Source organism: Gorillibacterium terrae (assembly GCF_051594785.1).
Classification (GTDB): Bacteria; Bacillota; Bacilli; order Paenibacillales; family NBRC-103111; genus Gorillibacterium.
In genome coordinates, this window is sequence record NZ_JBPPGI010000002.1 from 37,343 (window position 1) to 49,530 (window position 12,188).

Annotated in this window: 13 protein-coding genes; 8 read left to right on the forward strand and 5 right to left on the reverse strand. The window is 62.3% G+C overall.

Annotated elements, in window-relative coordinates; translation table 11 throughout:
* Positions 1 to 10 precede the first annotated feature (10 nt).
* The 5 genes from ACSEXS_RS10370 to ACSEXS_RS10390 all read left to right on the forward strand — a co-directional run bounded on the left by ACSEXS_RS10370 (position 11) and on the right by ACSEXS_RS10390 (position 4,400).
* Positions 11 to 571 carry a TIGR02328 family protein gene (locus ACSEXS_RS10370; RefSeq protein ID WP_438433157.1) on the forward strand — a complete coding sequence of 187 codons (561 nt, stop codon included), beginning with the start codon at positions 11 to 13 and terminating at the stop codon, positions 569 to 571.
* A 128-nt stretch (positions 572 to 699) separates the two neighbouring features.
* Positions 700 to 2,232 (forward strand): DEAD/DEAH box helicase, encoded by a 1,533-nt coding sequence (locus ACSEXS_RS10375; RefSeq protein WP_438433158.1) that lies wholly within the window; start codon positions 700 to 702, stop codon positions 2,230 to 2,232.
* Between the two features lie 75 nt (positions 2,233 to 2,307).
* Positions 2,308 to 2,544, forward strand: coding sequence for a YwbE family protein (locus ACSEXS_RS10380; protein ID WP_438433159.1), 237 nt, complete (start codon positions 2,308 to 2,310; stop codon positions 2,542 to 2,544).
* A complete protein-coding gene (locus ACSEXS_RS10385) occupies positions 2,541 to 2,714 on the forward strand; it encodes a hypothetical protein (protein ID WP_438433160.1) in 174 nt (57 codons plus the stop codon). The genes ACSEXS_RS10380 and ACSEXS_RS10385 overlap by 4 nt, the downstream gene beginning before the upstream one ends.
* A 369-nt stretch (positions 2,715 to 3,083) precedes the next feature.
* Positions 3,084 to 4,400: a glycoside hydrolase family 64 protein gene (locus ACSEXS_RS10390; RefSeq protein WP_438433580.1), complete on the forward strand. Its 1,317-nt coding sequence runs from the start codon at positions 3,084 to 3,086 to the stop codon at positions 4,398 to 4,400.
* 119 nt (positions 4,401 to 4,519) lie between these two features.
* On the opposite strand, the gene nagA is transcribed toward ACSEXS_RS10390, so the two are convergent.
* The 3 genes from nagA to ACSEXS_RS10405 are packed head-to-tail and all read right to left on the reverse strand — an operon-like array spanning position 4,520 to position 7,309.
* Positions 4,520 to 5,731, reverse strand: a complete 1,212-nt coding sequence (gene nagA, locus ACSEXS_RS10395) for an N-acetylglucosamine-6-phosphate deacetylase (RefSeq protein WP_438433161.1) — start codon at positions 5,729 to 5,731, stop codon at positions 4,520 to 4,522.
* Positions 5,728 to 6,456, reverse strand: coding sequence for a glucosamine-6-phosphate deaminase (gene nagB, locus ACSEXS_RS10400; RefSeq protein ID WP_438433162.1), 729 nt, complete (start codon positions 6,454 to 6,456; stop codon positions 5,728 to 5,730). Before nagB ends, nagA begins: the two co-directional genes overlap by 4 nt.
* 1 nt (position 6,457) lies before the next feature.
* On the reverse strand, positions 6,458 to 7,309 hold the full coding sequence (locus ACSEXS_RS10405; protein WP_438433163.1) for a MurR/RpiR family transcriptional regulator: 852 nt from the start codon (positions 7,307 to 7,309) through the stop codon (positions 6,458 to 6,460).
* Between the two features lie 244 nt (positions 7,310 to 7,553).
* Here ACSEXS_RS10405 and ACSEXS_RS10410 point away from each other — a divergent pair, with 244 nt between their 5' ends.
* Both ACSEXS_RS10410 and ACSEXS_RS10415 read left to right on the forward strand, forming a co-directional pair.
* The gene (locus tag ACSEXS_RS10410) at positions 7,554 to 8,399 is read left to right on the forward strand and encodes a YitT family protein (protein WP_438433581.1); all 846 of its coding nucleotides are present in this window, start codon (positions 7,554 to 7,556) and stop codon (positions 8,397 to 8,399) included.
* A gap of 157 nt (positions 8,400 to 8,556) precedes the next feature.
* Positions 8,557 to 9,618 carry a Gfo/Idh/MocA family protein gene (locus ACSEXS_RS10415; RefSeq protein ID WP_438433164.1) on the forward strand — a complete coding sequence of 354 codons (1,062 nt, stop codon included), beginning with the start codon at positions 8,557 to 8,559 and terminating at the stop codon, positions 9,616 to 9,618.
* 105 nt (positions 9,619 to 9,723) lie between these two features.
* On the opposite strand, the gene ACSEXS_RS10420 is transcribed toward ACSEXS_RS10415, so the two are convergent.
* Positions 9,724 to 9,876: a hypothetical protein gene (locus ACSEXS_RS10420; RefSeq protein ID WP_438433165.1), complete on the reverse strand. Its 153-nt coding sequence runs from the start codon at positions 9,874 to 9,876 to the stop codon at positions 9,724 to 9,726.
* A gap of 151 nt (positions 9,877 to 10,027) precedes the next feature.
* Between ACSEXS_RS10420 and ACSEXS_RS10425 the strand changes: the two genes are divergently transcribed.
* Positions 10,028 to 11,167 carry a hypothetical protein gene (locus ACSEXS_RS10425; RefSeq protein ID WP_438433166.1) on the forward strand — a complete coding sequence of 380 codons (1,140 nt, stop codon included), beginning with the start codon at positions 10,028 to 10,030 and terminating at the stop codon, positions 11,165 to 11,167.
* 55 nt (positions 11,168 to 11,222) lie between these two features.
* On the opposite strand, the gene ACSEXS_RS10430 is transcribed toward ACSEXS_RS10425, so the two are convergent.
* Positions 11,223 to 12,119 carry an AraC family transcriptional regulator gene (locus tag ACSEXS_RS10430; RefSeq protein WP_438433167.1) on the reverse strand — a complete coding sequence of 299 codons (897 nt, stop codon included), beginning with the start codon at positions 12,117 to 12,119 and terminating at the stop codon, positions 11,223 to 11,225.
* Positions 12,120 to 12,188: the final 69 nt, after the last annotated feature.

Sequence of the window (12,188 nt, forward strand, 5' to 3'; positions counted from 1 at the left end):
GGAGAGAGCCATGCGCTTGTGGCATCAGAGCCTGATTCCCCTGCTGCCGCGGAGCCAGCTCCTCGGCCAGCACCGTGAATGCGCGGCTCTGCGCGGCGGCGGCTGGGGCAAGCCGCACCGGACGGTGAATTACGTCTTCTTGCATCCCTGGCAGAGCTTGTACCGGTATCACCGATTGGTCATGGACGAGATGGAACGGCGGGGATATCGGGTCGACCCGCTGTGGAAAGCAGCGGAATACCGCGGGAAACGCCGGCCCGCTTGGGAACCGGACGGAGAAGGATCGGTGAGGGAAGGATCAGGCAAGCAAGGATCAGACAGGGAGGGATCGGAGAGGGAAGGATCGGACAGGGAGGGATCGGACAGGGAGGGATCGGACAGGGAGGGATCGGACGGAGAGGTACCGGACATGCTGCTCCCTTCCCAGGGCGCCGTTCCCATCTACCCCGAGCATGACGAAGCTTACTTGCGCGAGTGTTTGGGCAACCTGTTGGCGAAGAGCATTGACTTGACTCCGCTTTTGCTTGATCGGTTTCCGCCTTGCGGAATCGGCACAGAGGAACATTCTTGAAATTCCCCAGGCGGTTGGACGCCCTTTCATGCTATACTTGAGATTCTGCTTCGCTGATCTCACGGGAAACCGACAGCCGGCCTCGGGCGAAGCGAGGAAGAGACCGGAAGAAACGAGGAAATTACGATATGGCAGATACTTTTATCGAGCTTGGGATTCGCCCGGCTCTGGCGCGCAGGCTTCAACAGAACGGAGTGGCGGTGCCGACTCCGGTGCAGGAGCGGACGATTCCGCTGATCCTGACGGGCAAGGATGTGATCGGACAGGCCCAGACCGGCACGGGCAAGACACTGGCCTTCGTCCTGCCGATCCTGGAGAAGGTCGAACCGCAGCGCGAGGAAGTTCAAGCGCTCATCCTGACTCCGACGCGCGAGCTGGCCATCCAAATCACCGACGAGATCCGCAAGCTGGCTCCGGCAGTGGGAGCTTCGGTGCTCGCCGCTTACGGCGGGCAGGATGTGGAAGGGCAAATCCGCAAGTTGAAGACGGCGCCGCAGGTGATCGTGGCGACCCCCGGGCGGCTTATCGACCATCTCGGCCGGGGCACCGTGTCGCTGTCGACGCTGTCGATCCTGGTGCTGGATGAGGCCGACCAGATGCTGCACATGGGCTTCCTGCCCGAGGTCGAGGGGATCATCCGGCAGATGCCGGGTATGCGGCAGACCCTGCTGTTCTCGGCCACCATGCCGGATAACGTCCGCAAGCTGGCCACGCGTTACATGTTCCAGCCCGAGGATATCATCGTCCGGGGTCGGAAAATCACCCTCGACAGCATCAAGCAGCTCGCGATTGAGACGACCGACCGCGGCAAGCAGCAGGCGCTTATGCAGCTCATCACCCAGCACCGGCCCTACCTGGCCGTCGTCTTCTGCCGGACGAAGATTCGGGCGAAGAAGCTGAACGAGGTGCTGATTCAGAACGGCTATAATTCCGACGAGCTGCACGGCGATTTGTCCCAGGCCAAGCGCGAGCAGGTGATGAAGCGATTCCGCGATGCCAAGCTGCAGGTGCTGGTGGCGACGGACGTAGCCGCACGGGGCCTCGACATCGAAGGCGTGACCCACGTCATCAACTACGACATCCCCCTGGACGGCGAGAGCTACATCCACCGCACGGGGCGGACCGGCCGCGCCAATCAGACCGGGATGGCCATCACCCTGGTCACCTCGCGCGACCGGGACAAGCTCGCCGCAATCGAGCGGGACATCCAGATGACGCTGGAGAAGCGGCGGATGGACGGAGCGAGCGCTCCGGCGGGAGGCCGTTCCGCCGGCCGCAGCTCGACCCGTTCCGCGGGCAGGGAGCGGAGTGCGGACAGCCGGGAATCCGGCCGCCGCGAGACGCGCCGCCAGGAGTCGGGACGTCCGGCGAGAAGCGGCGGCCCGGGGGCGGGCTCGCGTTCGGAAGCGGGCTCGCGCTCGGGGACCGGCGGTCCCCGAAAGGAAGCGGGCGGCGGTTCCCGGAATGGAGCCGGCGGCGGCTTCCGTACCGGGGCAAACGGCGGTGACCGCCGTTCCGCCGGGCCGGGAGGAACCGGACCGAAGGGACCGCGGACGGGCGGTCCCCGAGGCGGCGGGAAAAGCCGGCCGGGCGGCGGCAAGAGCGGCGGCGGCAAAAGCGGCGGTGGCCGGCCGAGCTCCGGCGGACGTCGGGGCCGATAAGATTTTTCCGGCAGGCCGCGGGCGGCGGAACAGCCGCCTCTCGCGCCTGCCGCGACAGAAGGAGGCGGACGCCGGATGGACGGGCGTAAACGAAGCGATGTCCGCCCCGGGCTCGAGGTAGACATCGTCCTGAAAGCCGATCAGCGGACAGGGCGGTTGACCCGGGGCTTTGTCAAGGAGCTGCTGACCAACTCGCCGACGCATCCTCACGGAATCAAGGTCCGGCTGACCGACGGACAGGTGGGCCGCGTTCAGGCGATCGTGGGCGGCGGAGCGGCGGAGAATGGCCAAGGAAAGGATGGGCGCGAATGACCTCATCCCCCGAACCTTCCGCGCTGAAGGAAGCCCTGGAACGGATTCAGGAGCTGGAACAAGAGAATGAACGGCTGCGCAAGGAGCTGCTGAAGCTGAGGCAGGCCAGGCCGACCCGGGGAAACGGCGATCACGCCTCCAGCCGGCTGCGCGACGCGTTAAGAGAATAGAACGGCAGAGTTGCCGCCGCTTGAGCGAGAAATCGCCAAGCGGCGGTTTGTTTTTGCCAAAACCTGTAATTCCATCACCAAATCCGAAAATCGGAGAGTATTTTCCAAATAAAGGATGTCCTATACTCATGCTGTAAGCGTTACCATCGCGCTTGCCATCAGCCCGATCCAAGCGATTCGGCAGAAGGGAGGTGGGACGACGTTCGGATGCAAGGAAGGAGAGGGCCTGCTTACGAGGCGTTCCAGACAAACCCGTAATCGAAGCAAGGAACATCCACTAGGAGGCGAAATGATATGCGTACATGGAATGGGCAACGGGTACAACGTGCGCAAGGGAAAACGATGAAGGCCATTCTGCTCGTGCTGCTGATGGTGCTGCTCGCGCTGCCCCCGCTCGGACTAAGGGCCCACGCGGCGGCGGATTACACCCAGGGAGTGGACCTGTCGGGAACGACGGCGACGATCTGGTTCAAATCGAACGTGTCCACGTCCTGGGTCGATGTTCACTACCTGCTCAACGCAGACGGCCAGCAGAATATCCGCATGGCTTACAACAGCGGCAAAGCCCGCTACGAGCAGACGTTGGCCAATGTCTCGTCCGGAGCCAAGCTCACATATTCCTTCACCTACAACAACGGCAACCCGGCCTATGATACCGGCTGGTTCACCTATACCGCGAGCGGCGGCAACACCGGTACGCCGGGCTCGAATTCGATCTATTCGATCGCCGCTTCCTCGATTCCGAACCCGGCGACCGGCCTGATCTCGCTCAAAATCCTGAACGGCACCGGCGGCGTGTACGCCGACAGCCAGATTTATTGGGGAGTGATCGGCATAAACCCGGCGACCGGCAAATGGTGCTACCTGGATCTGAACGGCAACCTGCTGCCGATCTCGAACGCCCTGAACGATGCCGCCGGACATCTCACCAAGAACGGCGTCAACTACGCCAACATCTATCACAAGATCAGCGACGCCTCCTGGGCGAGCCTGCCGAAGATCACCTCCGGCCGGCTGTTCCTCAGCGCCGGTTCTCCGCTCTACATCAAAACCTACGATGACGGCTTCGCCGGGCCCGACATCAACAACCCCTCCGACCCGAACCTGAATATCTACTTCGACTTCGTCGAGTTCACCGTCGACAAAGACGGCTACCACGGCAACACGACGCGGGTCGACGGCTTCGGCTTCCCCATTCAGCATCGCTTGGTCAACAAGGCCGGCAATTACGATCATACGGTCGGCGAACTGGAATCGGAGACGCGGTCCGGCCTCTTCACCAAATACCAGAACGAGGTTCCCGCCGCGTTCAAATCGCTTGCCACCGACCAAGCCCCTTACCGCATCGTCGCTCCGATCCACGGGTCCTTTAAAGCGGGCGGAGCGAACGCCAATTACTTCGCCGGGTATTCGGGGTACAGCACGCAGGACATCCTGCGCTGCGACGGAGCGCTGACCAATGCCGCGACCTGCGCGGCGATCAACCGCCATGTCTACACGGAGAGCGATTGGAACAATGTCTCGCGTTACTACAACGCAGCTCCGGCCAACTATTACGCGAAGTTCTGGCACGAGCATTCCATCGACAAGCTGGCCTACGGCTTCGCCTATGACGATGTGAACGGACAGGCCGCCTACCTGGAGGTCGGCGACCCCAAGGGAGTCATCCTTCGCGTAGGCTGGTAACTCCGGAACGGCGGGGGAGCCGGCCCTGCCGATAGCGCCGCGTCCGGATGCGGCCGATGCCAAAAAAAGCCCCGAGAGGCCGCCAGGACCGGCGGAACTCTCGGGGCTTATTCGCCTTGTCAGGTTAGCGGCCGTCCTTGAATCCAGACCCGCTCCAGCGCCAGGCCGCTGCCCAGGAGCAGCAAATCGGCCTGCTTGCCGGGCTCGATCGAGCCGGTCCGGCTGTCGATGCCGATCTGCCGGGCCGGGTTGCCGCTTGCCATCCGGCTCGCCTCCGCAACGCTGGCGCCGGCCCGCTCGACGGCGAAACGAAACGCGCCGATCATCGTCAGCGTGCTTCCCGCGAGGGCGCCGCCGTCCTTCAGCCGGGCCACGCCGCCCTGGACGACGACCGGAAGCCCGCCGAGCTCGTAATCGCCGTCGCCCAGGCCGGAGGCGGAGATGGCGTCGGTGACCAGGATCACCTTATCGACGCCCTTCGCCGCGAGCAGGAGCCGCACGCCCGCCTCGTGCACGTGATGGCCGTCGGCGATGACCTCGGCGATGATGCGCTCGTCGGTCATCACCGCGCCGAGCGTGCCCGGCTCGCGGTGATGGAGCCCCCGCATGGCGTTGTAGCAGTGAACGGCATGCGTGAGGCCCGCATCCGCCGCCGCTTCGACCTGCCCGTACGTGGCGTCGGTATGGCCCGCCGCCGCGACGACGCCGCCGGAGACCAGCCGGCCGATGTAAGGCAGCGCACCTTCGTTCTCGGGGGCGAGCGTTTGAATTTTCACCTCGTCCGGGAAGCGGCCGAGCCAGTCGGCCAGCCAGTCCTCGCGGGGCGGAACGATGAATTCGGGATTCTGCGCCCCCCTCATCTTCGGATTGAGGAACGGCCCTTCGAGATGCACTCCCGCAAGCTGCGCGTAGGGCATCGTCCGCTCCCGGTAGCGGCGCACCGCCGCGAGGACCCGGTCCTGCGATTCCTTCGAGCCGGTCACGGTCGTGGCCAGCATCGACGTCGTCCCGTTCGCGGCGTGGAAGGCCGTGATCGCATCGAACGCCTCCTCCGTGGCGTCCATGAAATCATAGCCTCCGCCGCCGTGGACATGGACGTCGACGAAGCCGGGCACGAGCCAGCCTCCCCGGGCATCCAGCCGCTGAGGCTCGGGCAAGGCCGCCGCTTCCGCCGTCCAGGTCTTAGCTTCGGCCGATTGGCCGGCCCACACGCCGGCGATCCGCCCGTCCTTCACGAAGACGGAGCCGTCTTCGAGCACGCCTTCCGGGGTCACCACCCGGGCATGCTCGATCAGGAGAGCTCCGCTTGACCCGATACCGGAATCGCTCATCGGAACAGCCTCCCCGCCTCGGAATCCAGCAGCACGACGAGCGACGGGTGGGTCTGCAGCAGCGAGGCGGGCAGCTCGGTCTTGATCGGCCCGGTAAGCGCCCGGTGGACGACCTCCGCCTTGTCGGCTCCGCGCACGACGAGCAGAATGGTCTTGGCCTTCAGGATGGCGCCGACGCCCATCGTGATCGCGTGGGTCGGAACTTCGGCAAGCGAGCCGAAGAAGCGGGCATTGGCGATCCGCGTCTCCTCGCGGAGCGTGACGACGTGCGTGGCGCTGTTCAGGGAATGATCCGGCTCGTTGAAGCCGATATGGCCGTTGTGGCCGAGTCCGAGCAGTTGGAGATCGATATGGCCGGCATCGGCCAGCATGGCGTCGTAGCGCTGGCACTCGGCCTGCGGATCGGGAGCCGCTCCGTCGGGAATATGGGCCGATTCCGCCGGCAGGTCGATGTGATCGAACAGGTGGTGCTTCATGTATTCCAGGTAGCTTTCGGGGTGGCCCGGGGGCAGGCCGACATACTCGTCGAGGTTGTAGGTGCTGGCCTTCTTGAAGCTGACGAGGCCGCGCCGGTATTCCTTCACCACCTCCTCGTAGATGCCGATGGGCGTACTGCCCGTCGCGAGGCCGAGCACGGCCCGCGGCTTGGTCTGGACGGTGCCGGTGATAATGCCGGCACCGACTTCGTTCAGCTTCTCGTTCGAATCGAAGACATGGACGTTCATGTCAGCGTTCCTCCTTGCCGGTATAGGTTTTGATCACCTGGAATGAGCGCTCCAGCCTTGGGACATACTCTTCAAAGCCTGAGCTGAGCATAGCCGTAAACAGGATATCCAGCACATGCAGCTGAGCGATTCGGGAAGCCATGTCGCCGCGCCGCACCCCGGCCTCCAGGTTCGAGGTGCAGAGCCGGATGGAGGCGAGCGAAGCGAGCGTATTCGGACCGAACTTGGTCAGCGAGATGACCGTCGCTCCGCTTTCCGCCGCCGAGCGGAGCGCCTTCACCGTTTCCGGAGTCTCGCCGGAGTACGAGATGGCCAGCGCCACGTCCTCGCTCGTCAGAGCCGAAGCGGAGGTAAGCTGCATGTGGGAGTCGCTGAACATGACGGCCCGTTTGCCGATGCGGATCAGCTTCTGATAAAAGTCCTGGGCGACCACCCCGGAGGTGGCGACACCGTACAGGTCGATCTGCCTGGCGCGGTTCAGCGCTTCGACGGCCCGCTCGACCTCCTTCAGGTCGAGGCAGCGGGTGGTGTCGGCGATCGAGCGCAGGTGGTTGGCTTCGATCGCGGCGGCGATGCTCGTCAGCGAATTGCCGGCGACGATGTCCTGATAGCTCAGCGGCGGCGACTGCAGGAGGTCGGCCGCAAGCTGCATCTTGAACTCGCCGAAGCCGGCGTCCACGAACAGCCGGCAGAACCGCGAAACCGTCGCCGTGCTTCCGCCCGAACGCTCCGCCAGCTCGGTGATGGTCATCTGCACCGTTTCCTGCGGATGGGACAGCACGAAGGCGGCGATTTCCCGCTCGCGCGGGTGGAGGGCGGGTGCCTTCTCGCGGATCGCGTTCAGCAAATTCAACGGAATCACTTCCCGAAAATTATTTTCATAAAAAAGTCTATTTTCAAGAAAATTATTTACATTTCCACTATAACAACGCGGGTGCCGCAATGCAATGGCAACTTTGTTAACCCGGAGACGGAATTTTTGCTATTAAGGTTACGAATCTTTAGTATATAATTATAGTATACGGATGGATAAAGGGGGATTCTTTTTGGCTCATGTGACACAAGACGGCTCCATCGCTCAAATCCAGCACAACCGGATGACCGCGTCACGCTTGCTGTCCCGGGGGATTATCATGATCTTCGGGTCCTTGCTTTTCTCGGTCGGGTTGGAAATTTTCCTCGTGCCGAACAACATCATCGACGGCGGGATCACCGGGATTTCCATCATGCTCGGCCATTTGTTCGGGCTTCCGATCGGCATCTTTTTGCTCGTCCTCAATCTGCCCTTCCTCTTTCTCGGCTACAAGCAAATCGGCAAAACCTTCGCTTTCTCCACTCTCTTCTCCGTCGTCGTCATGTCGGCCGGTACGGAACTCTTGCATCCGGTACGCGCGCTCACGGACGTTCCTCTGCTCGCTACAGTTTTCGGCGGCGTCTGCCTGGGCGTCGGTGTCGGATTGGTCATCCGGGCGGGCGGCTCACTCGACGGTTCGGAAATCGTCGCCATCCTCGTCAGCAAACGGACGCCCTTTTCGGTGGGCGAGATCGTCATGTTCATCAACTTCTTCATTCTCGGCAGCGCCGGCTTCGTGTTCAACTGGAACAGCGCCATGTATTCGCTCATCGCGTACTTCATCGCCTTCAAGATGATCGATGTCACCATCGAGGGCATTGACCAGTCGAAATCGGTCTGGATCATCAGCGACAAGTTCCAGGAAATCGGCGAAGCGCTCACCTACCGGCTCGGCCGCGGCGTCACCTTCCTGCAAGGCGAGGGCGCCTTTACCGGCGATGACAAAAAGGTGATCTTCATCGTCATCACCCGATTGGAGGAAGCGAAGCTCAAATCGATTGTCGAAGAGAAGGACCCGACCGCCTTCGTCGCCATCGGCAACATCCACGACGTCATGGGTGGGCGATTCAAGAAGAAGGATATTCATTAGGTTCCGAGCGGAGAATAACCCAGTGCCACTCAGGCTTTGAGTAGCGGTGGGTTGTTCTTCGTTTTAGCCATGTTTCTATGGACTTTAGCCGTATCGGTGCAATCGGCGCTTGTGTTAAAATGAGTACCGGATATTCCAGCGAAGGGAAGAGGTACGGGTGGATAAAACGATCTATCGTGTCGCCATCGTCGGATACGGCGGCATGGGAAGCTATCATGCGCACTTGATCGAACCGGTCGATCAAATTGAGGTAACGGGCGCTTACGACGTCGTGCCTTACCGGATGGAGCTGGCCGCCGCCGCGGGCTTCAAGTCTTACGAGAGCCTGGACGCCGTGCTCGCCGACGTTAGCGTAGATGTCGTGTTGGTGGCGACGCCGAACGATGTGCATAAAGAAATCGCAATCAAGGCCTTGCAGGCGGGCAAGCATGTCATCTGCGAGAAGCCGGTGACGATCCACAGCGCCGATCTCCTGGAGATCGTGGAGGCGGCCAAACAGGCGGGCAAAATCTTTACGGTGCACCAAAACCGCCGATGGGACGAGGATTTCCTGATCGTTAAGCACATCGCGGAAACCAAGCAGATCGGCGAGGTGTTCCGCATTGAATCCCGCGTGCAGGGCGCCAACGGCATTCCCGGCGACTGGCGCCAGCTGAAGGCTTACGGCGGCGGAATGCTGCTCGACTGGGGCGTGCATCTGCTGGACCAGCTCCTGCTCCTGACGGACAGCAAGATCGACAGCGTCGCAGCCGAGTTCAGCACCATTCTCGGCACCGAAGTCGACGACGGCTTTACGGCGCATATCCGTTTCCGGGACGAGCTGATTGCGGTGATCGAGGTGGGTACGACCAATTATGTCACCCTGCCTCGCTGGTATGTAAAAGGCACGGAAGGGACCGTCGTCATCCGCGACTGGGAGCTGAACGGGGAGGTCGTCCGGTCCAACCCCGACGTCGCCCGCGTCGAGCCGAAGCCGATTCAAGCCGGACAGGGGCTCACCAAGACGATGGCCCCGCCGTCCGAGGAATCGACGCTGCGCTTCCCGGTCGAGAAGGCGCCGGCTCCCGCGCAAACCTTCTATCAGAATTTTGTCGCCACGCTGAACGGCCATTCCTCGCAGATCGTCAAGAACGAGGAAGTGTACCGCGTTCTGCGGTTGATCGAGACCCTCTTCGAAGCCGGCGAGAAGCGCGAAGTGCTGAAGGATCTCGACCTGTAAAGCCTATCGAAGACAGGATTAAAAAAGCATCGCCATCGTTCCCTGCGGATGGGCCGCCGGAGACGGGGCGATGCTTTTTTGGGTTGACCGCATGGTCTGCGGCCGTCAATTTACCTTCGATTTGGTATTATTCGATAAGGCCCCGGCGGCGGCCTTGGCGGCGTTCACTACCTTCGTGCGGGCTTCCTTGTTGTTCATGAGGTAGGTGACGCCCATACCGAGGGCCGTCATCATGAGGCTTTTCTTTTTGCTTGGCATCGCGGTCTCCTCCTTAGGCTTTTGGGATGTGCTCTCTATTACCCTTGTCCCGGGAAGAAGAACCAGATGCCGCAGCGCTTCCCGTTCCGGGTTTCCAAACCTTTCCTGAATCCTAAACGTCCTATGAATAGAGGAAGAAGGAGGAGATGTCGTGGAGAAAGGAAGGATCGGCAGGCTGCTTCGGATCGCCGTATGCGGGTTCCTACTCATCGCAATTGCCCTCCTGCCGTCGAATGCCGCATCTGGACCGGACCGGATAGGAAGCGGCAAAGGACACGAGAACGGAAACGAACCGGAGCTGCAGCTGGCGGAGCCCGGGGGAAGCTGGCATCCGGTTCGCGGACAAGCGGCCGATGAGCTGGACCTGTTGCTCCGTACGGCCATGCCTGCCGATTTCAATATCGCTTATGAGTGCAACGATCAGTTTAAAAGCATGGAGCAGTACGATTACCGGCTGAAGCGGCCCGGAGATTCCCGCGAGCTGCTGTATACGGTGAAGTGCGGGATCTCTCATGCGGACGGCGACAACCGGCTCTATCTCGCCGCCGATCCCGTCCATGCCCAGGCGATATTCGGGATGCTGCGGCTCGACGGACCGGCGGACCGGCGGTTCTATTGGCTGGATGAGGGGAAAGTCCTGTTCGAGGGGGAGTTCGACGTCACCGGAGATGGGAAAAAGGACGTGCTGCGGCTGCGGGACAACGGGAGCCTGGTGCTGGAAGGAGCCGGACAGCGGATCGCCCTGAAGCCGTTCAACGAGGGGCAGGCGCGGCGATTGGCAGACGAAGCCGGGGCGGCGGCGGTGAAAGCTCAGCAGCTGCTGGAGATGCGCGATTCCGCAGGGAGCCGCGCCGCTGTGCTGGTGGTTTCCCCTTATTCGACGATCAGAGGCCTTGAACCGGATTTGTACGTATGCGCATGGGAAGAGAAGGGTTGGCGGGTATTGTGGAGCAGCGCGGAGATCCAGCGGGGAACGCTTGACTGGAATGCGGGCGATACGCAGGGAACCGTCCGATTCCTCGGGCTTGCCGCGGGCGGGACTCTGCCCCTTTCGGCCGAGTTTACCGCCAAGTACGGCGGTGAGAAGAAGGCCGGAAGCATCCGGGTGGCCGTCTCCGAAACCGAGCTCACCGGGTATCGGCTTACTGCGGATCAAACCCGGTTGGTGACGGAGCGCACCGTCCGCTTGGACGGCGCCCGCGAGACGGCGGGCGTTCTCGCCGTGACGTACCGCTTGACGGACGGCCGCCTCGCGCCGGAGCGGGCGGAATGGCGAGCTGCGGAGAATTGACGGAAAAAGCAAGCGGCGGCGATGTGATCGGCAGAATAAGGAGGAGGCTCCCCGTTCAGGCGGAGGGCTTCTTTTTGCGGAAGCCCGAGGGCGTGTCGCCGGTCTCCTGGCGGAACACCTTGCTGAAATAGCTCAGGTTGTCGAAGCCGGTATCGAGGGCGATGTCGGACAGCTTGCGGTCGGTGGAGCGGATCAGCTCGGCCGCCTGGCGGACCCGGTAAGCGTTGACGTACTCGATCGGCGTCTTGCCGGTCATGGCTTTGAAGAAGCGGCAGAATTGCCCCTCGCTCATCGGGATGAGGGAAGCGAGCTCCTCGATGCGGACGGGCCGGTGGAAGTTGTCCTGGATATACCCGATCACCTTCTTCAACCGCTCCACCTTGACGCTGTCCGCGCCTCCGGCGCTGCCGCTGCGGTCGGTGCCGAGGCCGCTGGCCTGAAGCTCGGCCAGAGCCAGATAGAGGTAGCCTTTCACCGCGGTCTCGTACCCCGGCTGTTCCGAGCGGGCGGCCCGGCAGGCTTCCCCGATCCAGGCGACCATCCGCCGCTCGCTGGCGGAGTCGGGCCTGAGGACGCGGGGAAAGGTACGCTTTTTCTGCAGCAGGGGCAAGAGAGCCTGCTCCTGGACGGCGTCGAAGCTTCCGCCGGCGAGGAAGCCGAGATCGAGCACGATCGCTTCGAAGCTGCAGCCGGCATCGCCGAGCGCATACCCGGCCTGGATGTCGCCGCCGTCGAAATACACCATCTCCCCCGCCCGGACGGGGAAGAATTCCGTATCGGCCTGGATCAGCACCTCGCCGGCCGTGACCCGGAAAAATTCCGCCTCCGGATGCCAATGGGTATCGAGTACATGCTGCCCGGCAGGATAGTCGAACTGATAGACGGCGAGCGGAAAACGGTCGCTCCCGTGGACGCGGGTTTCCTTCAGCAGCCGACGTGCGGTGCGGTCCATGGCGTTCACCTCGAAACATCAATATCGTGTTACAAACAAGCATAGATATGTTAGTTGTTCGCATTCGAT

Excerpts from the sequence above, each read along its gene's own strand:
- nagB (WP_438433162.1), bottom strand. The coding sequence starts at position 6,456 with ATGAACGTCCATGTCTTCGATTCGAACGAGAAGCTGAACGAAGTCGGT.
- ACSEXS_RS10390 (WP_438433580.1), top strand. The coding sequence starts at position 3,084 with ATGGTGCTGCTCGCGCTGCCCCCGCTCGGACTAAGGGCCCACGCGGCG.
- ACSEXS_RS10370 (WP_438433157.1), top strand. The coding sequence starts at position 11 with ATGCGCTTGTGGCATCAGAGCCTGATTCCCCTGCTGCCGCGGAGCCAG.
- ACSEXS_RS10420 (WP_438433165.1), bottom strand. The coding sequence starts at position 9,876 with ATGCCAAGCAAAAAGAAAAGCCTCATGATGACGGCCCTCGGTATGGGC.
- ACSEXS_RS10380 (WP_438433159.1), top strand. The coding sequence starts at position 2,308 with ATGGACGGGCGTAAACGAAGCGATGTCCGCCCCGGGCTCGAGGTAGAC.
- ACSEXS_RS10430 (WP_438433167.1), bottom strand. The coding sequence starts at position 12,119 with ATGGACCGCACCGCACGTCGGCTGCTGAAGGAAACCCGCGTCCACGGG.
- ACSEXS_RS10385 (WP_438433160.1), top strand. The coding sequence starts at position 2,541 with ATGACCTCATCCCCCGAACCTTCCGCGCTGAAGGAAGCCCTGGAACGG.
- ACSEXS_RS10410 (WP_438433581.1), top strand. The coding sequence starts at position 7,554 with ATGACCGCGTCACGCTTGCTGTCCCGGGGGATTATCATGATCTTCGGG.
- nagA (WP_438433161.1), bottom strand. The coding sequence starts at position 5,731 with ATGAGCGATTCCGGTATCGGGTCAAGCGGAGCTCTCCTGATCGAGCAT.
- ACSEXS_RS10375 (WP_438433158.1), top strand. The coding sequence starts at position 700 with ATGGCAGATACTTTTATCGAGCTTGGGATTCGCCCGGCTCTGGCGCGC.